Origin of the sequence: Rhodococcus sp. 24CO (genome assembly GCF_050586165.1) — a bacterium.
Classification (GTDB): domain Bacteria; phylum Actinomycetota; class Actinomycetes; order Mycobacteriales; family Mycobacteriaceae; genus Rhodococcus_F.
Map to the genome: position 1 here is coordinate 67,337 of NZ_JAZFNF010000005.1, position 25,422 is coordinate 92,758.

At 63.0% G+C, this 25,422-nt stretch carries 25 protein-coding genes; 10 read left to right on the forward strand and 15 right to left on the reverse strand.

Features of this window, described 5'->3' with window-relative positions:
* Positions 1–58: 58 nt before the first annotated feature.
* A complete protein-coding gene (locus V2B23_RS13225) occupies positions 59–904 on the reverse strand; it encodes an aminodeoxychorismate lyase (RefSeq protein WP_219110918.1) in 846 nt (281 codons plus the stop codon).
* 116 nt (positions 905–1,020) lie between these two features.
* On the opposite strand from V2B23_RS13225, the gene V2B23_RS13230 reads away from it, so the two are divergent.
* The 4 genes from V2B23_RS13230 (at position 1,021) to V2B23_RS13245 (ending at position 4,149) form a co-directional block, all read left to right on the forward strand.
* Complete coding sequence (locus V2B23_RS13230) at positions 1,021–2,106, forward strand: YgfZ/GcvT domain-containing protein (protein ID WP_430951147.1); 1,086 nt, start codon at positions 1,021–1,023, stop codon at positions 2,104–2,106.
* Positions 2,103–2,771: an MOSC domain-containing protein gene (locus V2B23_RS13235; protein WP_430950769.1), complete on the forward strand. Its 669-nt coding sequence runs from the start codon at positions 2,103–2,105 to the stop codon at positions 2,769–2,771. Before V2B23_RS13230 ends, V2B23_RS13235 begins: the two co-directional genes overlap by 4 nt.
* The gene (locus V2B23_RS13240) at positions 2,768–3,721 is read left to right on the forward strand and encodes an asparaginase (RefSeq protein ID WP_430950770.1); all 954 of its coding nucleotides are present in this window, start codon (positions 2,768–2,770) and stop codon (positions 3,719–3,721) included. Before V2B23_RS13235 ends, V2B23_RS13240 begins: the two co-directional genes overlap by 4 nt.
* 224 nt (positions 3,722–3,945) lie before the next feature.
* Positions 3,946–4,149, forward strand: a complete 204-nt coding sequence (locus V2B23_RS13245) for a DUF3073 domain-containing protein (protein ID WP_033233950.1) — start codon at positions 3,946–3,948, stop codon at positions 4,147–4,149.
* A 148-nt stretch (positions 4,150–4,297) separates the two neighbouring features.
* On the opposite strand, the gene purM is transcribed toward V2B23_RS13245, so the two are convergent.
* The 9 genes from purM to purL all read right to left on the reverse strand — a co-directional run bounded on the left by purM (position 4,298) and on the right by purL (position 14,954).
* Positions 4,298–5,377, reverse strand: a complete 1,080-nt coding sequence (gene purM / locus V2B23_RS13250; protein WP_033233949.1) for a phosphoribosylformylglycinamidine cyclo-ligase — start codon at positions 5,375–5,377, stop codon at positions 4,298–4,300.
* 192 nt (positions 5,378–5,569) lie between these two features.
* Complete coding sequence (locus V2B23_RS13255) at positions 5,570–6,316, reverse strand: AIM24 family protein (protein ID WP_430950771.1); 747 nt, start codon at positions 6,314–6,316, stop codon at positions 5,570–5,572.
* Between the two features lie 12 nt (positions 6,317–6,328).
* Positions 6,329–7,006, reverse strand: coding sequence for an AIM24 family protein (locus V2B23_RS13260; RefSeq protein ID WP_033233947.1), 678 nt, complete (start codon positions 7,004–7,006; stop codon positions 6,329–6,331).
* Between the two features lie 3 nt (positions 7,007–7,009).
* Positions 7,010–7,618 carry an AIM24 family protein gene (locus V2B23_RS13265; protein ID WP_430951148.1) on the reverse strand — a complete coding sequence of 203 codons (609 nt, stop codon included), beginning with the start codon at positions 7,616–7,618 and terminating at the stop codon, positions 7,010–7,012.
* A gap of 116 nt (positions 7,619–7,734) precedes the next feature.
* Positions 7,735–9,312 carry an amidophosphoribosyltransferase gene (gene purF, locus V2B23_RS13270; protein ID WP_116102222.1) on the reverse strand — a complete coding sequence of 526 codons (1,578 nt, stop codon included), beginning with the start codon at positions 9,310–9,312 and terminating at the stop codon, positions 7,735–7,737.
* A gap of 526 nt (positions 9,313–9,838) precedes the next feature.
* A complete protein-coding gene (locus V2B23_RS13275) occupies positions 9,839–10,225 on the reverse strand; it encodes a sterol carrier family protein (protein WP_430950772.1) in 387 nt (128 codons plus the stop codon).
* Positions 10,225–10,881, reverse strand: a complete 657-nt coding sequence (locus V2B23_RS13280) for a CPBP family intramembrane glutamic endopeptidase (protein WP_430950773.1) — start codon at positions 10,879–10,881, stop codon at positions 10,225–10,227. The genes V2B23_RS13275 and V2B23_RS13280 overlap by 1 nt, the downstream gene beginning before the upstream one ends.
* A complete protein-coding gene (locus V2B23_RS13285; RefSeq protein WP_430950774.1) occupies positions 10,878–12,662 on the reverse strand; it encodes an alpha/beta hydrolase in 1,785 nt (594 codons plus the stop codon). The genes V2B23_RS13280 and V2B23_RS13285 overlap by 4 nt, the downstream gene beginning before the upstream one ends.
* 3 nt (positions 12,663–12,665) lie before the next feature.
* Complete coding sequence (gene purL / locus V2B23_RS13290; protein ID WP_430950775.1) at positions 12,666–14,954, reverse strand: phosphoribosylformylglycinamidine synthase subunit PurL; 2,289 nt, start codon at positions 14,952–14,954, stop codon at positions 12,666–12,668.
* A gap of 251 nt (positions 14,955–15,205) precedes the next feature.
* Between purL and V2B23_RS13295 the strand changes: the two genes are divergently transcribed.
* Entirely contained in the window at positions 15,206–16,195 is a 990-nt protein-coding gene (locus V2B23_RS13295; protein WP_430950776.1) for a Dyp-type peroxidase, read from the forward strand.
* On the opposite strand, the gene V2B23_RS13300 is transcribed toward V2B23_RS13295, so the two are convergent.
* From V2B23_RS13300 to V2B23_RS13310, 3 genes are read right to left on the reverse strand one after another with little or no spacing between them, the layout of a single operon-like run.
* Positions 16,179–17,471, reverse strand: coding sequence for a M18 family aminopeptidase (locus tag V2B23_RS13300; RefSeq protein ID WP_430950777.1), 1,293 nt, complete (start codon positions 17,469–17,471; stop codon positions 16,179–16,181). The genes V2B23_RS13295 and V2B23_RS13300 overlap by 17 nt on opposite strands.
* A 29-nt stretch (positions 17,472–17,500) precedes the next feature.
* Entirely contained in the window at positions 17,501–17,854 is a 354-nt protein-coding gene (locus tag V2B23_RS13305) for a VOC family protein (RefSeq protein ID WP_430950778.1), read from the reverse strand.
* Positions 17,855–17,913: 59 nt separating this feature from the next.
* Entirely contained in the window at positions 17,914–19,260 is a 1,347-nt protein-coding gene (locus V2B23_RS13310; protein WP_430951149.1) for an NAD(P)-binding domain-containing protein, read from the reverse strand.
* 99 nt (positions 19,261–19,359) lie between these two features.
* On the opposite strand from V2B23_RS13310, the gene V2B23_RS13315 reads away from it, so the two are divergent.
* The 4 genes from V2B23_RS13315 to V2B23_RS13330 all read left to right on the forward strand — a co-directional run bounded on the left by V2B23_RS13315 (position 19,360) and on the right by V2B23_RS13330 (position 22,235).
* A complete protein-coding gene (locus V2B23_RS13315) occupies positions 19,360–20,244 on the forward strand; it encodes a helix-turn-helix domain-containing GNAT family N-acetyltransferase (protein ID WP_430950779.1) in 885 nt (294 codons plus the stop codon).
* Positions 20,245–20,311: 67 nt separating this feature from the next.
* Complete coding sequence (locus V2B23_RS13320; RefSeq protein WP_430950780.1) at positions 20,312–20,689, forward strand: ArsR/SmtB family transcription factor; 378 nt, start codon at positions 20,312–20,314, stop codon at positions 20,687–20,689.
* On the forward strand, positions 20,686–21,795 hold the full coding sequence (arsB, locus tag V2B23_RS13325; protein WP_430950781.1) for an ACR3 family arsenite efflux transporter: 1,110 nt from the start codon (positions 20,686–20,688) through the stop codon (positions 21,793–21,795). Before V2B23_RS13320 ends, arsB begins: the two co-directional genes overlap by 4 nt.
* A gap of 29 nt (positions 21,796–21,824) precedes the next feature.
* Positions 21,825–22,235, forward strand: coding sequence for an arsenate reductase ArsC (locus V2B23_RS13330; protein WP_430950782.1), 411 nt, complete (start codon positions 21,825–21,827; stop codon positions 22,233–22,235).
* A 10-nt stretch (positions 22,236–22,245) separates the two neighbouring features.
* On the opposite strand, the gene V2B23_RS13335 is transcribed toward V2B23_RS13330, so the two are convergent.
* Positions 22,246–22,668: a hypothetical protein gene (locus V2B23_RS13335; RefSeq protein WP_430950783.1), complete on the reverse strand. Its 423-nt coding sequence runs from the start codon at positions 22,666–22,668 to the stop codon at positions 22,246–22,248.
* A gap of 320 nt (positions 22,669–22,988) precedes the next feature.
* Here V2B23_RS13335 and V2B23_RS13340 point away from each other — a divergent pair, with 320 nt between their 5' ends.
* The gene (locus V2B23_RS13340; RefSeq protein WP_430950784.1) at positions 22,989–23,279 is read left to right on the forward strand and encodes a YiaA/YiaB family inner membrane protein; all 291 of its coding nucleotides are present in this window, start codon (positions 22,989–22,991) and stop codon (positions 23,277–23,279) included.
* Here the strand turns inward: V2B23_RS13340 and V2B23_RS13345 are convergent.
* Complete coding sequence (locus V2B23_RS13345; protein ID WP_430950785.1) at positions 23,263–25,320, reverse strand: heavy metal translocating P-type ATPase; 2,058 nt, start codon at positions 25,318–25,320, stop codon at positions 23,263–23,265. The genes V2B23_RS13340 and V2B23_RS13345 overlap by 17 nt on opposite strands.
* Between the last annotated feature and the right edge of the window lie 102 nt (positions 25,321–25,422).

The following is a 25,422-nucleotide window of genomic DNA, read 5'->3' on the forward strand; positions in this document are numbered from 1 at the left end:
CTACTCAAGGTAGTAGAGACCGTTGAGGATTCCTATTCGCCCATCTCGGCCCCGCTCTCTAGTCGACCGCCCGTTCGACCAACTTCGTGAATTCGGCAGCGACTTTAGGCTCTGGTAAAGCAAAGCCATCCAGTGTAGTGACGCGCGCGGCCAGCGTGACACTCGAAACCATCCACACTCCGTCCGCTGCGATCAAGTCTGCAGGTCGCAGGGTCTCGTAACGACTGTCGAAGCCCGCACCCTTGGCGACGTCGAACAGCGCACGCTGTGTTGTGCCCATCAAAATGCCCTGAGCGGGCGGTGGTGTGATCAAAGTCCTGTCCCGCACGACCACCACCGTCGACCGCGGCCCTTCCAGCACATTGCCCTCAGAGCTGACGAAGATCACATCATCGGCCCCCAAAGTGCCGGCGTAACGCAGTGCTGCCATGTTGGTTGCGTAGGACAACGTCTTCGCTCCCAGCAACTGCCACGGCGCGCGTGCCGACAAATCCACCGAGAATCCGCGTTCGAGCGTGATTACCGACAAACCCGCTTCACGCACCTGCCGCACCCGATCCGCCACCGGTCCGACCATCACGAAAGCCGTCGGCTTGTCCCCGCTCTCGCGCCCGCGCGTCAGGACGAGACGCAAGGCGCCTTCCTTCTCGCTCCCCCACTCCTCGACGGCCATCTCGATCGCCAGACGCCAGTCGTCGAGCACCGGGGCAGGCAAACCCAATGCCTCGGCGCTGAGAACCAGTCGGCTCAGATGAGCCTCGACTACCCGCGCTCGGCCACCCCGAACCAACAACGTCTCGAATACCCCGTCACCCCGCACGACAGCCAAGTCGTCAGCATGGAGGAAGGGTGCGTCAGCATCGAGCACCTCATGGTCGAGAGTTACCAATACGCGATCAGCCATACCCTCAACACTAGCGACGGAAAACACCGCTCACGCCCCGCACTCGACCGACGCACGGACCACACTCCTAGACTGGTGACGTGGTCGACAACGCTCTTGTGCCCAACAGCCCACTCATGACTGCCCCCGGTGCGGTCGCAGCCCCGGACGGATCGGTCGACATCGGCGTCGCGTGGCATCACGGCGATCCGCTCGGTGAGCAACGGACTGCGCAACGCGACGCGATTGTCGTCGATCGCAGCCACCGATTTGTCATCGCCATTCCCGGCGACGAGCGACTCACCTGGCTGCACACCATTTCGAGCCAGCACATTGCCGCGCTCCCCGACGGGAAGAGCGCCGAGAATCTCAGCCTCGACATCAACGGCCGCGTCGAACACCACTTTGTCCAGACGGACCTCGGCGGCGTCACCTGGATCGACACCGAAGCCGATCGAGGCCCCGCACTCCTCGCCTTCCTGAAGAAGATGGTGTTCTGGTCCAAGGCCGAACCCCGCGACGGCAACGAACTTGCCGTTCTGAGCATTCTCGGGCCGAAAGCCGCCTCGGTCCTCGACGCCGTCGGAACGAGTGCGCCCGTCGACGTGTACGACGCGCAGGCCCTGCCAGGCGGCGGCTTCGTCCGTCGGATGCCGTGGCCGACCGAAGACTCCTTCGATCTCCTCGTACCCCGCGAGCACTTGGCAACCTGGTGGACCAAGCTCACCGACGCCGGCGCCGCACCGGCCGGAACGTGGGCCTTCGAGGCCCTACGCGTCGAAGCCGTCCGCCCTCGCATCGGACTCGACACCGACGAGAAGACCATCCCGCACGAAGTGCGGTGGATCGGTGGCCCCGCCGAATACGGCGCGGTCCACCTCGAGAAGGGCTGCTACCGCGGCCAGGAAACCGTCGCCCGCGTGCACAACCTCGGCAAGCCGCCGCGGCACCTCGTTCTCCTGCACCTCGACGGAAGCGCCGAAGCCCTCCCCGAACCGGGCGACCCCATCACAGCCGGTGGCCGCGCAGTGGGCCGCGTCGGAACCGTCGTCAATCATCATGAGCTCGGACCTATCGCGCTCGCACTGGTCAAGCGCAACGTCCCCGCGGGGACCGAATTGGTTGCCGGCCCCAGCGCCGCGTCGATCGATCCGGACTCGATAGTCGACGACAACGCACCTCAGGCCGGACGTGAAGCCGTCAACCGATTGCGCGGGAAGTGACCGGCGTCGTGGACGCCGTGTGCGTCGTACATACCGAACGCGACAGCGGCGTCAAACGTGTGACTCGAACTGCAATCGACAAACGATCCGTCGACGGCCGGGTCCCCTTGGGCCGACTCGGCCTCGGGGGTGACTATGTCTGCGACACCGAATTCCACGGCGGCGCGTATCAAGCCGTCTACGCGTACGACCATGCCGAGGCGCAGCGTTGGTCGACGGAGTTGGGCCGCCCCCTCCATCCGGGCTGGTTCGGTGAGAACCTCAGCATCACCGGTATCGCCGTGACCGACGCAGTCATCGGCGAACGTTGGCACATCACCGGAGCGGACTCGTCCGATGTGGTGGAGCTCGAGGTCACCGGGCCCCGCGTGCCGTGCGGCACCTTCGGACTCTGGTCGGGCGAGAAGGGCTGGGTGAAGCGGTTCACCCAGCGAGCCGATGTCGGCGCGTATCTGCGAGTGAACCGAACGGGCACCCTCGCAGCCGGCGATACGGTCACGCGAGTGCACGTCCCCGATCACGGCGTCACGGTTCGACAAGTATTCACCGGCGCAGATCCCGAACACCTGCGGCAGCTGTTGAACGGTCACCACGATCTTGCGCCGAACGTCCTCGAGCGGATCAGCACATTCGTAGAACGAGCGGAAACACAGGTGCATTCGTGAGCCTTGAATTGGTCGAAGTTGTCCGCTCCGGATTCCGCGAGTGTGTACACCGCGGATCGGCCGTCATCCTCGACGCCCACGGCGACCTGGTCGTGGGAGTGGGCGAAATCCACACACCCATCTATCCCCGCTCGGCAAACAAGCCGCTGCAGGCCGTCGCAGCGCTCCGCAACGGCTTCGAACCCAGCAGCCCGGAGGAACTGGCCGTCTCGGCGTCGTCGCACGCCGGTGAGGCCGACCACATCGAACTCGTCGAGGGCCTACTCGATCGTTACGACCTCCGCGTCGATCAATTACAGTGCCCTGCCGATCTGCCAGGCAACGAACTCGCCCGCGCCGAGTTGATTGCCGCGGGCCAGCTCCCCAGCCCGATCTACATGACCTGCTCGGGTAAGCACTCCGCGATGCTCGCCACGTGCGTGGTGAACGACTGGCCGCTCGAGACGTACATGGAACCGACACATCCCCTGCAACTCGCGATCGCCGAGACGATCTTCGATCTCAGCGGGGAGGAGGAGCAGGAGCTGGGAATCGACGGCTGCGGCCTGCCGATCGTGCCACTCTCGCTCTCGAATCTGGCGCGGGCCTTCGGTCGCCTGCCGTCGGCGACGCCTGATTCCCCGGAGCGCGCTGTCGCCGACGCCGTGCGAGCCAACCCGTTTCTCGTCTCCGGAACCGGGCGCAACGATCAGCGTCTGATGTCCGCAGTGCCCGGTCTGTTCACCAAGACCGGATACGACGGTATCTACGCGGGAGCCCTCCCCGACGGCTCGGCGTTTGCTCTCAAGATCGACGACGGACACGAACGGGCTCTGCTTCCGTTGGCCGCCGCGTTACTCAAGCGGATGAACACGGAATGGACCGAAGAACTGGCGGCTCTGGCGTCGGCTCCGGTGTTCGGCGGGGATGCCCGCGTGGGCACGATTCGAGCGATTCCGGGGAACTTCTGAGTAGTTCCGGGAAAACTTTTGCGCAGTTCTAACAAAGTTCTGAGCAGTTCTGTCGGCATCCTGGCAGCTCGCGGCCATAGTGAGAGCAAACAGACACGGCAACGAGGGCCACGTGGAAGCGGAAGCGACTTTTCCAGGCTAGAGTGTGTGTCAGGAAACTTACACACTCAAACGGGGCCGCCAAATTCCCCAGGCCGCCCCGCGAAAGCGCGAGGGGGTCAGCCATGGGCCGCGGCCGGGCTAAGGCAAAGCAGACCAAGGTTGCACGCGAATTGAAGTACAGCGTACCGACCACGGATTTCGATAGCCTGCAACGAGAGCTCGCAGGTGGATCGACCAACTCGCATCGGAGCAGTGTCCGATCGGACCAGACTTCCGATAGGGAAGGGCATTCGCGAGAGGACGACTACGACGACTGGCGGCGTTGACCGCGCACTGCCATCTGCGCAGACTGTGAAATGAGGAAGAGCTGATCGCTCTTCCTCATTTTTGCGTGCCTGTTCCAGGTGCTCGATCCGCACAAAAAAGCTGCCCCGCCGAACTGAATCGGCGGGGCAGCTTTGTGGTCTTACCGGCTCAGAAGCGCGGGTGATCTCCGGCCAGGAACGCACGCTCTGCTGCGGCGTCCGAGGCCTTCTTGATGCTTCCCAGCGTCCAGCAGTCGATGTGGCGTGCGGTGAGCACGGCCAGCGCACGATCGACGTCCTCAGGAGCGACGACGGCAACCATGCCGACACCCATGTTGAAGGTCTGCTCCATCTCGGCGCGCTCGACGCGTCCGCGCTGCGCGATCATCGCGAAGACGGCGGCGGGACTCCATGTTCCACGATCGAGCTCGGCAACGAGGCCCTTGGGCATGACGCGCCCGAGGTTGTTGGCGAGGCCACCACCGGTGACGTGGCAGAAGGTGCGGACGTCCGTCTCGGCAGCGAGTGCCAGGCAGTCCTTGGCGTAGATCTTGGTGGGCTCGAGGAGCTCCTCACCGAGGGTGCGGCCGAACTCGTCGACGTGCGCGTTCAAGTTCATGCGGTCGATCTCGAGAAGCACCTTGCGGGCAAGTGAGTAACCGTTGGAATGCAGACCCGAGGATCCCATGGCGATGACAACGTCGCCGGGACGGACGCGGTCCGGTCCGAGCAGCTTCTCCGCTTCGACGACGCCGACGCCGGTGGCGGAGAGGTCGTAGTCACCATCGGCCATGATGCCGGGGTGCTCGGCGGTCTCGCCGCCCAGCAGCGCGCAGCCGGCCTGGATGCAGCCTTCGGCGATGCCGCCCACGATCTCGGCAACTCGCTCGGGGATCACGCGACCGACGGCGATGTAGTCCTGAAGGAAGAGCGGCTCGGCGCCACAGACGACGAGGTCGTCGACAACCATCGCGACGAGGTCGAGGCCGACTGTGTCGTGCTTGTCCATCGCCTGAGCGACGGCCAGCTTGGTACCGACGCCGTCGGTGGAAGCAGCGAGAACAGGCTCCTTGTAGTCACCCTTGAGCGAGAACAATCCGGCGAATCCGCCGAGGCCACCCATGACCTCGGGGCGGCTGGCCTTCTTGGCCATGGGGGCGAAGAGTTCCACCGCCCGGTCGCCGGCGGCGATATCGACTCCTGCTGCTGCGTAGGAGGCGCCTGCTGTGCGGTGACTGTCCTCGGTCATCGGATTACTACTCCAGCCCTAGTATTTCTCGCGCACGTTTTCTCCGTGCACAGGTATGTGTTGTGTAATCCTCGCGACGTGCCGAGGCGGTCGACTCGAGCGAACAAGACCTCAGCGCACACAAATACCGACGATTACGCCCTTACGCTACCGGACACAGGCAGCTGACGAGACCTCGCGTACCGTTCGAGCTCAGTTCTGGAGCTGCGAACCGATCGAGGTGTGCAGCGCCCGCAGACTGTTCTGCCCGAGTGCAACAGTCTCCGACTGGATGTGTCGCAGGAGGTGTCCGTCGTTGAGGACCTTCTCGCTCGACTGGATCAGCACCGTTCCGGCGCCGGTGAAATCGAACTGTTTCTCCTCACCGGTATTCGCGCCGAACATTGTTCCCCGCACCGATCCGAGGAAGCTCTGCATCCAGTCTGCGTCGAAGTGGTGCGACGGCGACGGGCAGTCCGCCCAACCGACGAGAGCCTGTGGATCGATCCGCAACGGAGGTTCGGCAAACATGACCGGACCGTTGGACGACGCCAGAAACTTCCCGGTTCCGAGCAACGTCAAAAAGCCTGGCACGATTGACTGTTTGAGTTCGAGGCCGTTCTCGAACGCAAGGAGGTTGGCAGCGCGGATCGTGAGGTTGCCGTCGTCGAGATCGTAGGAATTGATGTTGAATCCCCGGTCGCCGAGAATCAGCTTGCCTTGGCCCTGCGCGATTACCCAGTCGTCCGCGTACAGCGGCGACGAGAATCTGGCTGCCACCATCGCCGACATGCTGGTGCGTCCGAGTGGCTCGAAGTTGACCATGCCGTAGTACGCGATCATCGCGCCTTTGGACGTGAACCAGGGCTGCCCGGTCAGCTCGACACAGAAGGCGTAGTCATTACCCGGGACGTTGTCGTTCGCGGGCAGAGATGCCGGAGTGTGAATTTCGATACTCATTCGATTTCTCCCTCAGAACTTCTGCTCGGACGCCTGAACCCAGACGGTTCCCATACCGGTCATCTTCAGCTGAATGGACTCCCCCGAGCCCTTGCCGACGGCTTCACGCCAGCCGACGTTGGCGGAGATGTCGACGGTGATCTGCCCGAGATGGCACACGTAGGCCTGTGGATCCACCACAACTTGGGGATTGTTCGGACCGACCTGCAGCGGAATGGCCCCGCCGTGCGAGAGCACCGCGACGCTTCCCTGACCGTGCAGTTGTGTCGTGAAAAGTCCTTGCCCTGTCATCGCACCGCGGACGGCGCCGCGAACACCACCTTGAGACGTCAGGGCCACGATCGAACTTTGCAGGTAGGCGTCATGCGCTAGGAGGCGATCCGCTTCCACGGTGAGCATGGATGAGCCGTCCAGATGGATGACGTCGACGTACAGCCCAGCGTGACCGTAGTGGACCTCGCCCTGTCCTTCCGCGGCCATCATGCGTGCATGTTCGCCCGACATCATCCGGCCGGCCATGCCCGCGATGCCGCCCATGTTCGGCATCGCACCAGGACCGCCCCCCATGCTGTGCGGGACGAATCTGACGTCGCCGGTGTAGTAGAGCATCGATCCGGTGCGGGCCAGCACGTTCTGCCCTGGAACGAGGGTCGACTTGACGACCTTGCTGTTCACCTTTTCCAACGGCATGGTTCAGCGCTCCTCGGGCTGGATGTAGACGACACCGGATCCGTCGAAGCGCAACGAGAACGCCTCACCACTGCCGCCGCCGATCGCGGATCGCCAGGTGACGTCGGTGACGAAGCTCTGATTCAGTTGTCCACGGTGGGCGACAAAGGCGTCGGGGTCGGCAACAAGCGGGTACTGCGGGCTGACTTCGAGCGCGATGATCGGCCCGCCCTTCGACAGCACGGCCACCAGACCGGTGCCACTGACAACTGTCGTGAACAAACCCTGGCCGGAGCCGGCGCCGCGGAGGCCGGCAAATTTCACGTCGGTGCGTAGCTGGCCCACAAGTGCCAACAGCTGCGACGCTTCTACGTGAAGAGCGTCGTTGTTGAGCTCGATGATCGTGATGTCCTGGGCGTCCACGGCGAAGTAGACGGTGCCTTGACCACTGACTTCCATCAATGACAGCGATTCTCCGGCTGCCTTCTGTTTGAGCGCGGCGCGGATTCCGCCGCCGCCGCCCATTCCGGCGTTCTTGAAGGTGACCGCACCCTCGTACGCCACCATTGATCCGCTGATCGCTTTGATGGTGTCCCCCATCAAGTCCGCGACCAGGACTCGATGCCCATCCATTCTCAGTTGCGCCACGAGGGCACTATGCCAGATAGCCGCGACACTTGAAGTGACCGGAAACATAAAAAAATTTGCCGCCCCGACAAGCGGGGCGGCAAATTGTCCGTTTTCGCGGATTACGGGCGGCTGAGCGCGCTCGCGTTGTCGTTGTCGCGGGTGGCAGCCGAACCGGCCGCACTCTCGAGCATGCCCTCGAGGACGTTCTTACCCATCGACGTTTCCTTGGGAAGCGCAATCGGGTAGGTGCCGTCGAAGCAGGCAGCACACAGACGGCTTGCCGGCTGCTCGGTGGCCGCGATCATGCCTTCGGTGGAGATGTAGCCGAGGCTGTCCGCTCCGATGGAGCGACGCACTCCGTCGAGCATCTCCTCGAACGTGGCATCCTGTCCGCCTGCTCCGTTGGCGATCAATTCGGCCGGTGAGGCGAAATCGATGCCGTAGAAGCAGGGCCACTTGACCGGCGGCGAGGCGATGCGGACGTGAATTTCGAGGGCGCCGGCTTCGCGAAGCATCCGGATCAGCGCACGCTGAGTGTTGCCGCGAACGATCGAATCATCCACCACCACAAGACGTTTGCCGCGGATAACTTCCTTGAGCGGGTTGAGCTTGAGCCTGATGCCGAGCTGACGAATGGTCTGCGACGGCTGGATGAAGGTACGGCCGACGTAGGCGTTCTTCATCAGGCCCTGGCCGTAAGGGATGCCTGAACCCTGTGCGTACCCGACGGCTGCAGGGGTGCCGGACTCGGGAACCGGAATGACCAAGTCGCCTTCGGCGGGATGCTCACTGGCGAGCAGTCGGCCGATCTCGACGCGGGTCGAGTGGACCGAACGGCCACCGATCACACTGTCGGGACGGGCGAGGTAGACGTACTCGAAAACACAACCCTTGGGCGTCGGGTTGGCGAAACGGGAGGAGCGGACGCCGTCGGCGTCGATCGCGAGCAGTTCGCCGGGTTCGATGTCGCGGACGAACGACGCGCCCACGATGTCCAGGGCCGCGGTCTCGCTGGCAACTACCCAACCGCGATCCAGGCGACCGAGGCAGAGCGGACGAATTCCGTGCGGATCACGCGCTGCGTAGAGCGTGTGCTCGTCCATGAAGGTGAGACAGAACGCGCCTTCCAGCGTGGGAAGCAGTTCCATGGCGGCCTGCTCGATGGTGCTGTCGCCGGCAGCGTGCGCCAGGAGACCGCCGATGAGGTCGGAGTCGGAAGTCGCAGCGTTGGGGCGCTTGTCGTTGACCAGGCCGGCCGCACGGGTGCGGCTCGCGAGCTCAGCGGTGTTCACCAGGTTGCCGTTGTGGCCGAGGGCGATGCCCGTTCCCGCCGCGGTGGTGCGGAAGATGGGCTGCGCGTTCTCCCACGTCGTGGAACCGGTCGTGGAGTAACGGCAATGTCCGACGGCGACGTGACCTGGCATCGCTGCGAGGGTCTGCTCGTCGAATACCTGGCTGACCAGGCCGAGATCCTTGAACACCAGCACCTGGGAGCCGTCTGCCACCGCAATGCCGGCAGCTTCCTGACCACGGTGCTGCAGCGCATACAGTCCGTAATACGTGAGCTTCGCCACATCCTCTCCCGGCGCCCAAACGCCGAATACACCGCATTCTTCGCGGGGCTCGTTCTCGTCCTCGTCGGACGGGTTCGTAGCGAGGAGATTTGGACTGTTGACCGACAGATCGGCACGAGTCACGTGGCGCTCCCTTTGTGGGCAGGGGTTGGGGGGCATACACAGTCTACGGCCAATTTTCCTCGCGCCTTGCCCAGGGCAACCTTGCCTTTGAATCGGACCGATCAGTCTCTCTGGTGGCCACGGCAAAATTCAGTGATGGTTCACGGAGTGCCACCCAGCTCGGACTCGTCACGCCGCCCCGCAAGATCCACCTGCACGGCACATCTGAGGTCCAGAACGCGCTGTGCACAGATAAGCCTGTCGTAGGCAGGCGCGGGATATTGCAGCTACTGTGCTGTCTCTGCTGGATCCACCGCCAACTCGTCGCCGGAGCAATCTTCGCGACTGCCTCCCCCTCCGCACAATCAGATCCGACATCTGCGCTTCCGTCTCCTGCAACGAGGGCAGATGGCGCAACTCCTCCTCCGACCCACCTCTGAACGACTCCCCCCACTCCGGGGCCCGAAGTTTTGAGCGGGTCGCACCCCGGACAAGCAACAGTAGTCCAGCACTAGCCCTGCGACAGTTAACCTTTCGTAGCTCAATGTCACAGACGCAGCAGCGGCAACCAGTGCGCAATTTCGGGAGCCCGACTGCCGGATGCGTCAACCCGGCCGTCAGCAGCAGCTTCACCGAAATCGAGCAGGCCGGTCACCATCAACAACCATGTACGAGTATCGGTTTCGACGACGTTGGGTGGGGTTCCGCGAGTATGACGCGGACCTTCGATGCACTGCACCGCAACAAAGGGCGGCACCCGCACCTCGACGCTCGATCCGGGAGCAATCTGTTCGAGAGTGCGCGCACTCATCTTCACTGCCGCACCGAGTTCAGCGCGAGTGGGCTTCGGAAACTCCGGATCTCGAAGCCACGGTCCCACAGCAAGGATCGCGGCACGAAATTCTGCGGGGTCGACCGCGCGGCGCGGTGGCATCAGTTCACTCCCTGTCCATTGGTGGCGATTCGAACGGCAAGTGCTCCACCGGCATTGGTAGCCAGGTGCAGTAACGCCGGCGCGAGGACGCTGCCACCTTTGCGGTGCAGCCACTCGAACAGCAATGCCGACGCGCCCGTAAAAGCCACTGCGGCAGGGACATTGTCGCCGGCGCCGCGCGCCGGCGCAACGTGCCACAATCCGAAGGTGAGGGCATGTACGGCCTGCGCTGCAGGGCGGTTCAGTTCGCGATTCCAGACTGCGGACATAGCGCTGCGGAACAACAATTCTTCGGACAACACCGTGCCGAACGGAATATGCAGAATGATCCATTCGAGGAAGTCTTCGCGGCCGTCCGCGCGCTCGTCGGCAGCGAGGGTCGCGCGCAACGACGGAACAGCCAAGGCGACGCTGTAGCCCGTCAGGACAGCCCCGGCGCCAGCTCCCCCGAACTGCGCACCGCCACGAATACCGGTGTGCGCCAGACCCAGTTCCTCACGGCTGTAACCGCGCGCCAGAAGGGCGCCGATGGCCGAGCACCCCACCACGGTGTTGACCACTGCCCGCGCGCGGGGTGAAAGTCCGAGTGCCGGAAGCACCGCATTGCTCCACGTGATCGCGGCTACCGAGAGCGCAATCGACGCTACTCCCCTCACTTCTCCGGGCCTTGCGACTTCAACGCGGCAACCAGTGACGTTCGCACTCGCTCCGTGTCCGCCGCCGTCCAGCCCTCTGGTTGAGCGACACTGACCCAGCCGTCGAGCACGGTGGTTCCGTAGTTGTGGCCGTGCCCGTCCGGAACACCCGCGGCATTACCGAGATCGGCAGAGACCTGCCAGAACGTGACGATCGGGAACCATTTCATCGACGGTGACCGGTCGAATCCCGGGATCTCGTTCAACCACGGTGGGCGGTTGAACATGAGATCAGGCGACCACCACACCACCGGATCGGACGGGTGCTGAATGAACAGCACATGGGGGTCCGGCCACACCATTGCTTCGGTCGGAATGTCTTCGGCGCGATCCGCAAACCGGACCCCGGCCAGACCGTCAGCGTAGACGGGAGCCACTTCAGTTGTGCCGGGGTCGCGTCGTTGCACAATCGAACGCCACAACGACGTCGCGTTGGGCGGGCCCACCCACAAGATTCCGTCGGCGGTCTCGCGGGCGGCTTGAAGAGTGTCGAAAGCTCCGGCGCCGGCCATAACGCCGAGGCTTTCGCCGTAGACCATGAACTTGGGTCTGGTTGCTTCCGGTTCCTGGAGCCATCTTTCGTGAACCCGCTCGACCAAGAGACGTCCGGCAGCTTGCGCCTTTTCTTGATCTGCGAGGAACGAGATCCAGCTCGGCAGATACGAGTACTGGCTGGCGACGAGCGCCGTATCGCCGTTTCCGACCAACTCGATCGCCTGCGCGGCGGTGGGATTCACCCAACCGGTACCTGTTGTCGGAATGACAACAAGCACTTTGCGCGCGAAAGCGCCGGTCCGCTCGAGTTCCTTGATGACCAGATCCATGCGCTCATCCGGATCTTCGGCGCTTTCCAAGCCCGCATACACGCGGATGGGGTCCATCGCGGGCTTGCCGTTGGCCGCTTCGAGTTCCTGCGCGTTCAATCCACGTGCGACGAAGTTCCGTCCCTCGAACCCCAATGTGTCCCAGGGCGCGGCAGATTCGGGACTACCCGACTTCATCGGATCCTGTGGTTCGACGACGCCGTCGCGCGTGGTGGAGTTCTGCAGGCTGAAGATCGAGTTGGTCGCGGCGTAGATTCCGCGCACCAGTACGCCGTCGACCAACATGAAGAACAGAACCGTCACAACCACAACGCCGACGCCGTTTGCAACCGACCGCGACCAGCGGAAGCGCCGCATCAGCACGCGCGCAATGAGTTTCACCAGATCGTGAAGCAATCGCCACAACGCGATCAGTGAACCACCGATGAGCACGCTCAGCCCGAGAGTACGAATGTATCCGCTGGTGGTGGTGCCTTCCGCGCCGGTCAGCGCGGCAATTTCCCGCTGCCACCCCGCGGCGTAGACGAGCATGATGACCGCGGCCACGATCGACGCGACGGGAACAAAGATCTTGATCGCGCTCGGCACCGGTTCCGGGAGCGGCCACCAGCGACGGCCCCGAAGCAAATACCGCTCCACGGCCCATCCGATTGCAGTTCCGACGCCGTAACCGATGGCCGAGTTGATACCGCCGATCAAACCTTGGAACAGCCAATCACGCGGCAACAGCGAAGGGGTCAGCGACCAGCAGAAAAAGAACGCGGCAAAGGCAATGCCGGTGAAGTCGAGTTTGAGGAGCCCCCACGCCCACTCGGTGAAGCGGTTGTCGAGCTTCTCGAAAGATGCGGGAACAGCCAGCCGCAGGTGGTGTTCCTGCGGCTGGCTGTCAGAAGAAATCAGTTCTCCGGAATCGACCATCTATCACCCGAACAGGGCAGGCAGCGTTCCCTCGAAGGCCTCACGGAGCTTGGCCATCGTCACGGAGAAGTGTCCCTGGACCTCGACGGAGTCGCTGCCCTCGTCGACGACCCCGATACGCGTCCACGGCAAGCCGCGAGCGGTGCACATACCGGTGAAGCGGGTCTCCTCGGTGCGCGGAACCGCAACCAGGACGCGTCCGGACGATTCCGAGAACAGGGTCACAAACGGATCGGCGCCCTCGGGAATCAGGATGCGGCAACCGGTTTCGCCGGCCAGCGAAGCTTCGACGACAGCCTGGGCCAGTCCACCCTCGGAGAGGTCGTGGGCCGCGGTGACGAGACCGTCACGCGAGGAGGCGAGCAGGATGTCCGCGAGCAGCTGCTCACGGGCGAGGTCGACCTTGGGCGGCACGCCACCGAGATGGCCGTGCTCGACCTGCGACCAGATCGAACCGTCGAACTCGTCGTGGGTGTCGCCGAGCAGGATCAGCGTCTCGCCGGGCTCGAGTCCGAGGCCCGTCGGGATGCGGCGGTGAACGTCGTCGATCACACCGAGGACGGCAACCACCGGCGTCGGCAGGATGGCCGTGGATCCGGTCTGGTTGTAGAAGCTGACGTTGCCGCCGGTGACGGGGATGCCGAGGGTGGCGCAACCGTCGGCGAGGCCGCGAACAGCCTGCTGGAACTGCCACATGACACCCGGGTCCTCGGGCGAACCGAAGTTGAGGCAGTTGGAGACGGCCTTGGGCGTCGCGCCCGTGACTGCCACGTTGCGGAATGCTTCAGCGAGCGCGAGCTGCGCGCCGGTGTACGGGTCGAGCGCGGTGTAGCGGCCCGAAGCGTCGGTGGACAGAGCGATTCCGCGGCCGGTCTTCTCGTCGATCCGGATCACGCCGCCGTCGGCGTTCTCGGCCAGAACGGTGTTGCCGCGGACGTAGCGGTCGTACTGCTCGGTGATCCACTTGCGGCTGCACAGCGCAGGCGAAGCAATCATCTTCAGCAAGGTGGCTTCGAGTTCTTCATCCGTCTCGGGACGCTTGAGGCCTGCGGTGGTGTTCGCGATCAACGCGTCCTGGGTGGACGGACGCTCGACGGGACGGTGGTAGACCGGGCCCTCGTGAGCGACAGTGCGCGGAGGAACGTCGACGACGGTCTCGCCGTGCCAGGAGATGGTGAGGTGCTCACCGTCGGTGACCTCGCCGATGTCGGTGGCCAGGACGTCCCACTTCTTGCAGACCTCCATGAACGCGTCGACGTTCTCAGGCGTGACCACGGCGCACATGCGCTCCTGCGATTCGCTGGAGAGAACCTCGGCCGGGGTCATTCCGGTGGCGCGCATCGGAACCTTTTCGAGGTTGATGTGCATGCCGCCGTCGCCGGCTGCGGCCAGCTCGGAGGTGGCGCAGGACAGTCCGGCGCCGCCGAGGTCCTGGATACCGACAACGAGGCCGGCGTGGTAGAGGTCGAGGCAGCACTCGATGAGCACCTTCTCGGTGAAGGGGTCGCCCACCTGAACCGCGGGGAGCTTCTTGCGTCCGCCGGTGTCTCCACCCTCGTCGTCGAAGGTTGCCGACGCGAGAACCGAGACGCCGCCGATGCCGTCGAGACCGGTACGTGCGCCGAACAGGATGATCTTGTTGCCTGCACCCGACGCAAAGGCCAAGTGCAGATCCTCGACGCGCATGACGCCAGCCGCGAGCGCGTTGACCAGCGGGTTACCGGCATAGGACTCGTCGAAGACGGTCTCGCCGCCGATGTTGGGGAGGCCGAGGGAGTTGCCGTATCCACCGACGCCGCGCACGACACCGTCGACGACGCGACGGGTATCGGGGGCGTCAGCAGCGCCGAAACGCAGCTGATCCATGACGGCGATCGGACGAGCACCCATGGCCATGATGTCGCGGACGATGCCGCCGACGCCGGTTGCCGCACCCTGGTAGGGCTCGACGTAGGACGGGTGGTTGTGGCTCTCGACCTTGAACGTGACTGCCCAGCCGTCGCCGATGTCGACAACACCGGCGTTTTCACCGATACCGGCCAGCATGTTGGCGCGCATCTCGTCGGTGGTGGTCTTGCCGAAGTATCCGAGGTGAACCTTGGAGGACTTGTACGAGCAGTGCTCGCTCCACATCACCGAGTACATCGCCAGTTCGGCGTCCGTGGGACGGCGACCCAGGATCTCCTTGATGCGGGCATATTCGTCGTCCTTGAGACCTAGCTCCTTGAACGGCTGAGCGGCATCGGGATCAGCCGATGCGTGCGTGACGGTATCGACCTGATGAGCAGACACTGGAGAGGGGTCCCTTCCCTACGGGAGTCAAGAGCGAGCCGGCGCGGAGCGGGACACCACAAATGTGCCCAACGAAAGAACGTGCCGGGAGACAGTCTATCGGGGTGGGCCGACGACTTCCGCAGACGGCAGCACCGACGCGAGCAGTGGGTCTTCGAAGTCGTCCCCGTCACACTCGTTTACGGTTTCGGTAACCGGTCGGTTTTTATTTTCCGTCCGGTGTCGCTCGGTACTCGAACGGAAGGTTTCCCATGCCACAGGATGTGCGTCAGTCGGACGTCGCGGCGAGGTCCCAGTCGGTGACGACCCCTCTGACTCCCGCGGCGATCTTCCTGGTTGCGACGGTGAACCCTGGTGGGGAGGACGCAACGCGTGCACTGCTCGCCGATGTGGCGGGCCTGCAGCGGTCGGTGGGTCTGCGCGTTCCCGGTTCCGGTTTGGACGTGGTGACCAGCATCGGTTCGGACGTCTGGGATCGTTTGTTCGCCGGTCCGAGGCCCGCCTTGCTACGACCGTTCACTGCTCTGCAGGGAGACGTCCATCACGCGCCGTCGACTCCCGGAGATCTGCTTTTCCACATTCGCGCGATGAGCATGGACGCGTGCTTCGAGGTGGCTCGTCAGATTACGAAGCGCCTGCACGGCGCGGCAACTGTCGTCGACGAGATTCACGGTTTCCAGTATTTCGAGAACCGCGATCTCATCGGCTTCGTTGACGGAACCGAAAACCCGTCGGGCCGCGCCGCGATCGCTGCCGTGACCGTCGGCGACGAAGATCCCGATTTCTCGGGCGGCAGCTACGTCCATATCCAGCGATACATCCACAAGATGCGTGAGTGGGAAGCGATCACGGTCGACGAACAGGAACGCGTCATCGGCCGCACCAAACTCGAGGACATCGAGATGTCCAAGGACGTCATGCCGGCCAACTCACACGTCGCGCTCAACGCGATCAAGGACGACGATGGCAACTCCCTCGAAATCTTGCGCGCCAACATGCCGTACGGACGCCTCGGTGATGACGAGATCGGCACATTCTTCATCGGGTACTGCGCCACTCCCGCCATCACCGAGCGCATGTTGGAGAACATGTTCCTCGGCTCACCGCGCGGCAACTACGACCGCCTTCTCGACTTCTCGACAGCCGTGACGGGTTCGATGTTCTTCACCCCGACCACGGAATTCTTCGAGAAACTCCCCGCTATGGCTTCTAACTCCTTGGCTTCTAACTCCTCGGCGTAAGGAACGCGCCGAGAGCGTCTGCATACATCGTGATGTCGGCGGCGCCCATCAGCTCGCGCGCCGAGTGCATTGCGAGCTGAGGCGCTCCGACGTCCACGGTGGACAGCCCGGTCCGCGATGCTGTGATCGGTCCGATGGTAGAACCGCACGGCAGATCAGCCCGATGCACATAGCGTTGCAACGGAACTCCCGCTTGGTCGCAGGCAAGCGCGAACTCACCGGCACCGGCGGCATCCGTCGCGTATCGCAGATTCTGGTTGACCTTGAGTACCGGCCCACCATTGATCTCGATGCGGTGCGCGGGTTCGTGACGTTCGGGGTAGTTGGGATGCGTCGCGTGTGCCATGTCGCCGGACGCGCACACCGACCCTGCCATTGCCTGTAGGAATTCGCCACGACCACCGCCGCGGCCCAACACTATTCGCTCGAGGACCGTGTTCAGCAGATCCGAGAACGCACCGCGATCGGACATGCTGCCCACCTCTTCGTGATCGAAGAGCGCAAGCACCGGAACATGGTTCCCCGGAGATTCGGCGGCGGCTAGAAGTGCTTGTGTCCCGGCATAACACGTTCCTTGGTTGTCGAGCCGCGGCGCACTGACGAGCTCCTTGCCCAGGCCCACCACAGCACTCGGTGCCAAATCGTGAGTCATCAACTCCCAACCCAGGACGGATGATTCAGCCACTCCTGCCCGACCGGCGACAAATCCGATGAACGACTTGGGCTTGGTACCCACACCCCAGATTCCGTTGACATGCCGCTGCGGATCCAGTGTGACGCCCTTGCGGTCCTCGGACAGATGGATCGCCAACTGAGGGACACGAAGAATCGGTTCGTCGATGCGAACCAGCTTCTGCTCCACAGTGTTTCCCACCCGGACACTCACACGGCCGGAAATACCGAGATCGCGGTCAAGCCACGAGTTCAGCAAAGCCCCGCCGTACGGCTCGAGGCCCACCATTTGCCAGCCCGCCGAGGTCAGATCCGGATGCTGCTTCACCCGCAAGTTCGGGCTGTCTGTATGACCACCGACGATGCGGAACGGTGCACTATCGGTGACTCCGTCGGTACTCCACGCGATCAACGAACCGCCGCGCACCAGGAAATACCGACCCGGCTCCGACGGCCACGCCTGAGTCTCCTGCAACTCCACAAATCCGCTGGCTGTGAGCTGCGACGCCACTGTTGCACACACGTGGAACGGTGACGGCGACGAATCAACGAAACTACACAGGCCAGTAGCGTCGGCCCCGGTCAGCGAAGGGTGGGAAGTCATGTCCTTCATCATGCCCGACTACCTACCACTCAGCTGTGGGCGCCGGACACACAGAACTGATTACCGTCGGGGTCTGTCAGTGTCACCCAGCGGAATCCGTCCATGTTCTCGCGGTGATGCTCAGACGCGCCGGCCTCAATCAGCCGCGCCACTTCAGCGTCGAGATCCTCGCTGGACAGGTCGAGGTGGATTCGGTTCTTTCCGGCCGTGGGATCCGGGACTTTCTGGAAGGCAAAATTGGTGGACGCGCCGGGAACCTCGACGATGTAGAACCATCCGTCGTTCTCCTGGGTGACGGAGCCGCCCAGTTGTTCGGCCCACCATCGCGAAAGTGGACCCGGATCAAGGCTGTCGAATGTGATCATTCCCAGAGTCAGTGTCATGAGCCAACGTTAAAGGAAGGCACCGACAACAAGGGCGGATTCTCCCCCTCGGCCGAGTTCTATCCGCAGGAATCGGCACTACCGGCGGGACCGGAGAGCGAAATCAGCTGCGGAGCAGGCGCGGCGCAACAGCCACCTTCGGCTTCCGCGGCGTCAGGTTCATCGAAAACGCCTGCACCACCGCACACTCCGGTTTCCGGGAGAATCAACTCCACCCGGGCAGCAGCCTCGTGGTCGCCGGCAAGTTCTGCGGCGATGCTGCGAACCTGCTCGTAACCGGTCATGGCCAAGAACGTCGGCGCGCGGCCGTAGCTCTTCATCCCCGCCAGGTACACACCCGGCTCCGGGTGGCGAAGTTCCTTCGCACCATGGGGATACACGGTGCCGCAGGAGTGCACGTTCGGGTCGATCAGCGGCGCGAGCTGCGTCGGCGCCTGCAGCACGGGGTCGAGACCGAGGCGGATTTCCGAGAGCCAGGTCAGATCAGGACGGAAACCGGTCAATGCGACGACATTGTCGACGTTCTCGATCCGGATGCCGGCATCGGAGATCAGCGTCGCCCGGCCGTCACCCGCGGATTCCACGCTCGCGGTGCGGAATCCGGTGACCACCGTGAGGCGTCCGTCGTCGACGGCTTTCTTCGCACGTAGCCCGAGTGCGCCGCGAGCGGGCAGTTCGTCAGACTCGCCGCCACCGAACGCGGAACCGACGCTCCCCCGACGGACCGCCCACGTGATGCGGGTGCCCTCCACTTCGAGCGCAGCCAGAGCGACGATCGCCGTCAGCGCAGAATGCCCACTACCCGCGACGACGGTGTGTTTGCCTGCGAACCGTGCGCGCACTTCCTCGTCGTCGAGATCGGGAACACGGTACGTGATCGCATCCCCGCCTGCATTCTCACCGAGCGCCGGCAAACCTTCGCTGCCAAGAGAATTGGGCGTTCCCCAGGTCCCTGACGCATCGACAACTCCCTGAGCGAAAACTCGATCCTCAGTTCCGTCGGTACGACGAATATGGATCGAGAGAGGTTCGGTGTCGCGGCCGGCGTCAACTACCAGGTCGCGGCCGCGGCGGGCGACCCCGATGACCTCGGTACCGAATTGAACCGCATCGCCGAGCGCACCGGCGAGCGGCTCGAGGTAGTGCCGACGCCATTGTTGACCAGTCGGGTAAGTATCGGCATCGGGCGAGGTCCACCCGTTCTGCTCCAGCACGCGCCGAGCCGCCGGGTCGACAAGTTCGGACCAACGCGAAAACAGCCGCACGTGATTCCATTCGGATATCGCTGCGCCCGCTACATCGCCGCGCTCGAACACCAGCGGCGTGAGTCCGCGCTCGCGCAACTGTGTAGCAGCGGCGAGACCGATCGGTCCGGCTCCGATCACGACAACAGGCAGCTCACCCATCACAAACACCCCTTCATCGACAGTCATCAATCTTTCACCCGACTATATTGACATCCATCAATGAACGCAACCATCGATGGATGTCGATAGAGTGTTGACATGACATCGCTGCAGACTCCAACCGTTCGCGTCGGCGATTCGGCTCAGGGCCAGCTCGGTTCGAACCTGCTCGAGCAGAGTGACGCCGACACCTACGCGCAGTGGTTCGCCTGCCTGGCCGAACCGATGCGGGTCCGACTGCTGCACCGAGTCGCGAGCGCTACCGGCGGGATTACCGTCGGCGCACTCGCGGAGGCTCTGGGAATCGGACAACCAACCGTCTCCCACCACCTACGCAAGCTCGCCGACGTGGGATTCGTAGACCTGCGCAAGGATGGAACCAGCACCGTTGTTGCGATGAGTCCGACGTGCTGCGTTGCCTTGCCACAGCCGGCCGACATCGTCATGGGGGTTCTCGCGCCGCGGCCCTGCTGCCCGAGCGATCTGCCCGACGACGTCACCGTGCGGGCAATGGCTGACAACGACTGGGACGCGGTCCTACGGATCTACGGCGAAGGGATCGACACCCGCAACGCCACCTTCGCCGTCGAGGTGCCCACCCGCGAGCAACTCGATGCGCAGTGGCTACCAAAACACCGCTGGGTCGCGACCATCGACGATGTCGTCGTGGGATGGGCCACCCTGAGCCAAGCCTCCGGGAGAGACTGCTACCGCGGGGTTGCCGAGAACTCCGTCTATGTCGCTGACGGGATGCGTGGCCGAGGCGTCGGAAAAGCGTTGCTACGCAAGCAGGTTATGTCCGCCGACGATGACGGCTTCTGGACCTTGCAGACCTCGATCTTCCCCGAAAACCGCGCTTCGATCTCACTGCATCACTCCGCCGGGTTCCGCACCATCGGCATCCGCGAGAAGATCGCCCAACTCGACGGCGTCTGGCGCGACACCGTTCTTCTCGAACGGAGATCGGCGGCCGAGCCTGCCTGAGGCCTTCGATCGACGGTTCGACGATCGCCGGATTGCGCCCTATTTCGATATCTGTCAATATTGACGAATGTCGAATCAAGACGTGCCGGAATCCGACGCGTGCTGCACCCCGCTTGTCCGCGAACCGTTGACCGAAGACTGGGCCGGTGACCTGGCCCGGATGTTCAAGGCACTCGGCGACCCCGTGCGACTACGCCTGCTGAGTCTGGTGGCAAGCCACAAGGGTGGAGAAGCCTGCGTCTGCGACATCTCCGACACGTTCGATCTGTCTCAGCCGACAATCTCGCATCACCTCAAGGTGCTGCGCCAGGCCGGACTGCTCGACTGCGAACGACGTGGCACCTGGGTGTACTACTGGGTTGTTCCTGCTGCATTACGACAGCTTTCAGCGGTTCTCCTGGTCGAGGGATCCGCCGTAGACAAATGCGCCGAGGTCACGGCATGAGCAACGCTGACACAACCAAGAATCCAGCCGTTGTCGGCAAACTCTCCACTCTCGACCGATTTCTTCCGGCGTGGATCGGTGTCGCGATGGTTGCCGGACTGCTGCTGGGCCGTTGGGTTCCAGGCTTGAACACAGCAATCGAAAAGGTGCAGATCGACGGTATCTCGCTGCCGATCGCGCTGGGCTTGCTGATCATGATGTATCCAGTACTCGCGAAAGTTCGATACGACCGCCTCGACACGGTCACCGGCGACAAGAAACTCCTTGCCGGATCGCTGTTCCTGAACTGGATCCTCGGACCGGCACTAATGTTCGCCCTTGCCTGGCTTTTCCTGCCCGACCTCCCCGAATACCGGACGGGTTTGATTATCGTCGGCCTTGCTCGGTGCATCGCGATGGTTATCATCTGGAACGACCTGGCCTGCGGGGACCGCGAAGCCGCTGCGGTATTGGTAGCCATCAACTCGGTGTTCCAGGTGGTCATGTTCGCCGTGCTCGGCTGGTTTTACCTATCCGTCCTTCCAGGGTGGCTCGGCCTCGAGCAGACAACGATCGATACGTCACCGTGGCAGATCGCCAAATCCGTGCTGATCTTTCTCGGCATCCCGTTGCTCGCCGGCTTCCTGTCCCGCTTTTTCGGTGAGCGGTCGAAAGGCCGAGACTGGTACGACAACACGTTCATTCCCAAGATCAGCCCGTGGGCGCTCTACGGTCTACTGTTCACTATCGTTGTCCTGTTTTCGCTGCAAGGCGAGCAGATCACTTCGCAGCCGTGGGACGTCGTCCGCATAGCGCTTCCCCTGCTGGCTTACTTCGCCCTGATGTGGGGCGGTGGCTACATCCTCGGTGCCACAATGGGATTGGGATACAAACGCACCACAACACTCGCGTTCACCGCAGCCGGCAACAACTTCGAATTGGCGATCGCCGTTGCCATCGCCACGTACGGCGCCACGTCCGGCCAAGCACTCGCCGGTGTTGTCGGCCCACTGATCGAGGTACCGGTGCTGGTCGGCTTGGTCTACGTCTCACTCGCTCTACGTAAACGCTTTGCCATGCAAGATATTTCACTCGCATCTGCCGACTCTACGAACGCATCGTCCTAGAGCTGCTTCGGGAAGGGAACCCAAAACTCATGTCCGACAAACCCAGCGTCCTGTTCGTGTGCGTCCACAATGCCGGCCGGTCACAGATGGCGGCCGGATTCCTGAATCATCTCGCCGCCGATGCCATCGAGGTTCGCTCAGCCGGATCCGCGCCGGCCGAGAGCGTCAATTCCGCTGCGGTCGAAGCGATGGCGGAGCTGGGTATCGATATCTCCGACCAAACTCCGAAGATCCTCACCGCCGATGCAGTGCAGAATTCGGATGTTGTCATCACGATGGGTTGCGGCGATACCTGCCCGGTCTTCCCGGGTACAACCTACCGAGACTGGGTTCTCGATGATCCGGCTGGAGCGGGCATCGACGCCGTCCGACCTATCCGGGACAAGATCAAGGCCCATGTACAGGCACTTGTCGACGAACTCACGGCCCAACCGGTCTAGCTGCTACTACCTAAACTGCAGTGTGGTTTTCGCTGCGTTCCGACTGCGCCAGATGAGCACACGCCTGCACCAACAGTGCAAGTGACTCACCTGACAACCCCTCCGCGACACGCATGAATCGCAGCGCCCAGACGTCCGATTCCTCGACCTCGTTGCTGCCACCCATCTCGCCCAACCATTCCAGGACGATCTTCCGGGGGTCTTGCCCCAGGAGTTCGCGACCATCGGTCAGCACTCCACCAGCCATCTCCCACTGAGCATCCGAGCAGGACAACACTGCCGCAAGGTGCCCACGAGTGAGTACCGTCCCCGATTCGGCCGCCGATTGGAACAGGACACCAAGGCGACCCGCTAAACCTCCGCCTCCGTATTTCCGATTTCGCTTGTCGGACAACTCATTCGAGCTACCGAGACTGATTGCCTGATGAGACATGGGAACGCCTTCCATGATGCTACCTCCACCGATTTCGCACTAACGGTCGTGCCACAACGGTCATCCGTACGCCGTCGGATGCCGCAGACTTTTTGCCTGTTCACCAGGCTTACCGTTACAGGTTACCCAGATCTGTAAAGAAACGGCAAGTGTTTTGTTACTTTCGCCCGAAAACTACTTTTGTCGTTAACTGACGGCTCGCAACAAAGTACCGGTTGGTATGTATACAAGTCCGCCCGCCACCTGCAGGGTAAGTACCGTGAGAACTCGAGTAGGACTACGCATCCAGCCAAGGCACTCGGACCTGCAGACTTCTTGTCATGAACACACCGACAACACCCTCGAAGAGCACCGCCGCATTTTTTGCACAGGCTGGAATAGCGTTTGCCGTGAGCTTCGTAGGCACCCTCGTGGGCATCGCCTACCTACCGATCGACGCCTGGCAGCGCGGATTCCTCGGCATGTCTCTACTGTTTCTGGTGACCAGCACATTCACCTTGGCAAAGGTGATTCGTGATCAGCAGGAAGCCTCCACCGTCCGGGTTCGTATGGATGAAGCCAGGCTCGACAAACTGATCGCGGAACACGATCCATTCAAAGCTGCGGCGTGAGGACTTTCGACTGCCCCGCGGGGACGGGTGGTTGCCGCAGATCCAACCGTCGAAGCAATTGAGCGTTGACCGCAACCACCACGGTCGATACCGACATCAGGATTGCCCCCACTTCCATGGGCAGCACAAACCCGACAGGCGCCAGCACACCCGCAGCCAGGGGAACCGAAATCGCGTTGTAACCCGCTGCCCACCACAAGTTCTGAACCATTTTCCGGTAGGTTGCGTGCGACAGCTCGATAACCGAGGCTACCGCTCGCGGATCATCGCTTGCCAGAACAACTCCCGCCGACGCGATCGCCACGTCAGTGCCGGCGCCAATGGCGATACCGACATCGGCCTGGGCCAACGCAGGAGCATCGTTCACCCCGTCTCCGACCATCGCAACCCGGCGATGGGCCGCCTGAAGCTTCGACACCTCAGCCCCCTTGTCCTGCGGCAGAACCTCCGCGAACACCGCGTCGATTCCGAGTGCCCTGGCAACCGTATGTGCCACTGCGCCGGCATCACCGGTCACCATCGCAACTCTGACGCCTCGGGCATGAAGTGCGTCGACTGCGGACTTGGATTCCGGCCGGATTTCGTCGGCCAGAGCCAACGCCCCCATCACGACGTTGTCCCTCAATACATGCAGCACCGTCGAGCCTTCCCCCAACCAGTCATCGCTACCTGAAATCACCTCAGCACCTGCCGCTTTCAACATTCCCGGCCCGCCGACGCCGATGCTCGCCCCGTCGACGTTCGCTACAACACCAATTCCGTTGTGCGCCTGAAAATCCGATCCAGAGGCGAGTACCAGATTTCTCTCGCGCGCGGCTGCGACTATCGCACGGCCCAGCGGATGTTCGCTGTCGAACTCCACTGACGCCGCATCACGGAGAACCTGGTCTTCAGTGAATCCGTCCACTGCCCGCACACCGACAACTGCGGGTTCCCCCTTCGTGAGAGTTCCGGTTTTGTCGAAGAGAACCGTATCGACGTTGCGCATGTTCTCGAGCGCCATGCGGTCGGTAATCAGAATCCCCGCTCGCGCAGCACGTTCCGTGGCAATCGACACTACCAACGGGATTGCCAGTCCCAGCGCGTGCGGACACGCAATCACCAGCACGGTGATGGTGCGGGTCACTGCGTCCTCGGGAGTTCCCCAGACCGTCCACGCAGCAGCTGTCAGCACCGCGGCACCCAGTGCGTACCAGAACAAAAGTGCCGCAGCCTTGTCGGCCACCACCTGAGCCCGGCTCGACGAGTTCTGCGCCTGCTCCACCAGACGCCTGATCCCAGCGAGAGCGGTGTCCTCTCCCACCGCCGTGACACGCACGCGCAGAGCGGAATCCGTGGCCACAGTGCCCGCAACCACCTGATCACCGATTGTGCGCCGCACCGTTTTCGACTCACCGGTGATCATGGACTCGTCCATGTCGGCGCTACCCTCGACCACGGCCCCGTCCGCGGGGACCCGACCGCCTGGTCGAACCATCACAAGGTCACCGGACGCCAACAAGCTCGTCGGCACCGATTCGACTTCGTCCCCGACCAGCCGCTCCGCCTCGTCCGGCAGCAGCGCGGCCAACGAGTCCAACGCGCTGGACGTCTGGCTAAGTGACCGCATCTCGATCCAATGCCCCAGCAGCATGATGACAATGAGAAGTGCCAACTCCCACCAGAAGTCGAGAGTGTGGTCGACCCAGTGAAGGCTTGCCGCCCATGATGCGAAGAACGCCACCGTGATGGCCAAGGCGATCAGCAGCATCATCCCTGGTTGCCGAGCACGAATCTCCGACAACCCACCGGCCAGGAACGGCTTTCCACCCCAGAAGTACATCACCGTGCCAAGGATTGGAGACGTCCACGTCACCACGGTGTTGTCCGGCAACGTATATCCGACCACATCCGCGAACATCGCGTCGGCCGCCACGACCGGAACCGCAATGACAAGCATGATCACAAACAGTTTCCGGAACTGCGCAACGTGGTCACCATGCCCTCCGTGGTTGGCGTGGCTGTGGTCCATGTCGCTGTGGTCCATGTCGCTGTGGTCCATGCGCGGTCATCTCCCTTTGCGTCCGGTTGCCGGCGTGCCGCGGCCTTCGTCGTCAAACCTCGGACTTCGGAACTGAACGTATGCCCGATCCAACGCGTCGAC

What these genes read in the sequence shown, in the direction of transcription:
- V2B23_RS13225 (WP_219110918.1), bottom strand. Translation starts at nt 904, where the DNA reads ATGGCTGATCGCGTATTGGTAACTCTCGACCATGAGGTGCTCGATGCT.
- V2B23_RS13230 (WP_430951147.1), top strand. Translation starts at nt 1,021, where the DNA reads ATGACTGCCCCCGGTGCGGTCGCAGCCCCGGACGGATCGGTCGACATC.
- V2B23_RS13245 (WP_033233950.1), top strand. Translation starts at nt 3,946, where the DNA reads ATGGGCCGCGGCCGGGCTAAGGCAAAGCAGACCAAGGTTGCACGCGAA.
- purM (WP_033233949.1), bottom strand. Translation starts at nt 5,377, where the DNA reads ATGACCGAGGACAGTCACCGCACAGCAGGCGCCTCCTACGCAGCAGCA.
- V2B23_RS13255 (WP_430950771.1), bottom strand. Translation starts at nt 6,316, where the DNA reads ATGAGTATCGAAATTCACACTCCGGCATCTCTGCCCGCGAACGACAAC.
- V2B23_RS13260 (WP_033233947.1), bottom strand. Translation starts at nt 7,006, where the DNA reads ATGCCGTTGGAAAAGGTGAACAGCAAGGTCGTCAAGTCGACCCTCGTT.
- V2B23_RS13265 (WP_430951148.1), bottom strand. Translation starts at nt 7,618, where the DNA reads ATGGATGGGCATCGAGTCCTGGTCGCGGACTTGATGGGGGACACCATC.
- V2B23_RS13275 (WP_430950772.1), bottom strand. Translation starts at nt 10,225, where the DNA reads ATGCCACCGCGCCGCGCGGTCGACCCCGCAGAATTTCGTGCCGCGATC.
- V2B23_RS13285 (WP_430950774.1), bottom strand. Translation starts at nt 12,662, where the DNA reads ATGGTCGATTCCGGAGAACTGATTTCTTCTGACAGCCAGCCGCAGGAA.
- V2B23_RS13295 (WP_430950776.1), top strand. Translation starts at nt 15,206, where the DNA reads ATGCCACAGGATGTGCGTCAGTCGGACGTCGCGGCGAGGTCCCAGTCG.
- V2B23_RS13300 (WP_430950777.1), bottom strand. Translation starts at nt 17,471, where the DNA reads ATGACTTCCCACCCTTCGCTGACCGGGGCCGACGCTACTGGCCTGTGT.
- V2B23_RS13305 (WP_430950778.1), bottom strand. Translation starts at nt 17,854, where the DNA reads ATGACACTGACTCTGGGAATGATCACATTCGACAGCCTTGATCCGGGT.
- V2B23_RS13310 (WP_430951149.1), bottom strand. Translation starts at nt 19,260, where the DNA reads ATGGGTGAGCTGCCTGTTGTCGTGATCGGAGCCGGACCGATCGGTCTC.
- V2B23_RS13315 (WP_430950779.1), top strand. Translation starts at nt 19,360, where the DNA reads ATGACATCGCTGCAGACTCCAACCGTTCGCGTCGGCGATTCGGCTCAG.
- V2B23_RS13320 (WP_430950780.1), top strand. Translation starts at nt 20,312, where the DNA reads ATGTCGAATCAAGACGTGCCGGAATCCGACGCGTGCTGCACCCCGCTT.
- arsB (WP_430950781.1), top strand. Translation starts at nt 20,686, where the DNA reads ATGAGCAACGCTGACACAACCAAGAATCCAGCCGTTGTCGGCAAACTC.
- V2B23_RS13330 (WP_430950782.1), top strand. Translation starts at nt 21,825, where the DNA reads ATGTCCGACAAACCCAGCGTCCTGTTCGTGTGCGTCCACAATGCCGGC.
- V2B23_RS13335 (WP_430950783.1), bottom strand. Translation starts at nt 22,668, where the DNA reads ATGTCTCATCAGGCAATCAGTCTCGGTAGCTCGAATGAGTTGTCCGAC.
- V2B23_RS13340 (WP_430950784.1), top strand. Translation starts at nt 22,989, where the DNA reads ATGAACACACCGACAACACCCTCGAAGAGCACCGCCGCATTTTTTGCA.
- V2B23_RS13345 (WP_430950785.1), bottom strand. Translation starts at nt 25,320, where the DNA reads ATGGACCACAGCGACATGGACCACAGCGACATGGACCACAGCCACGCC.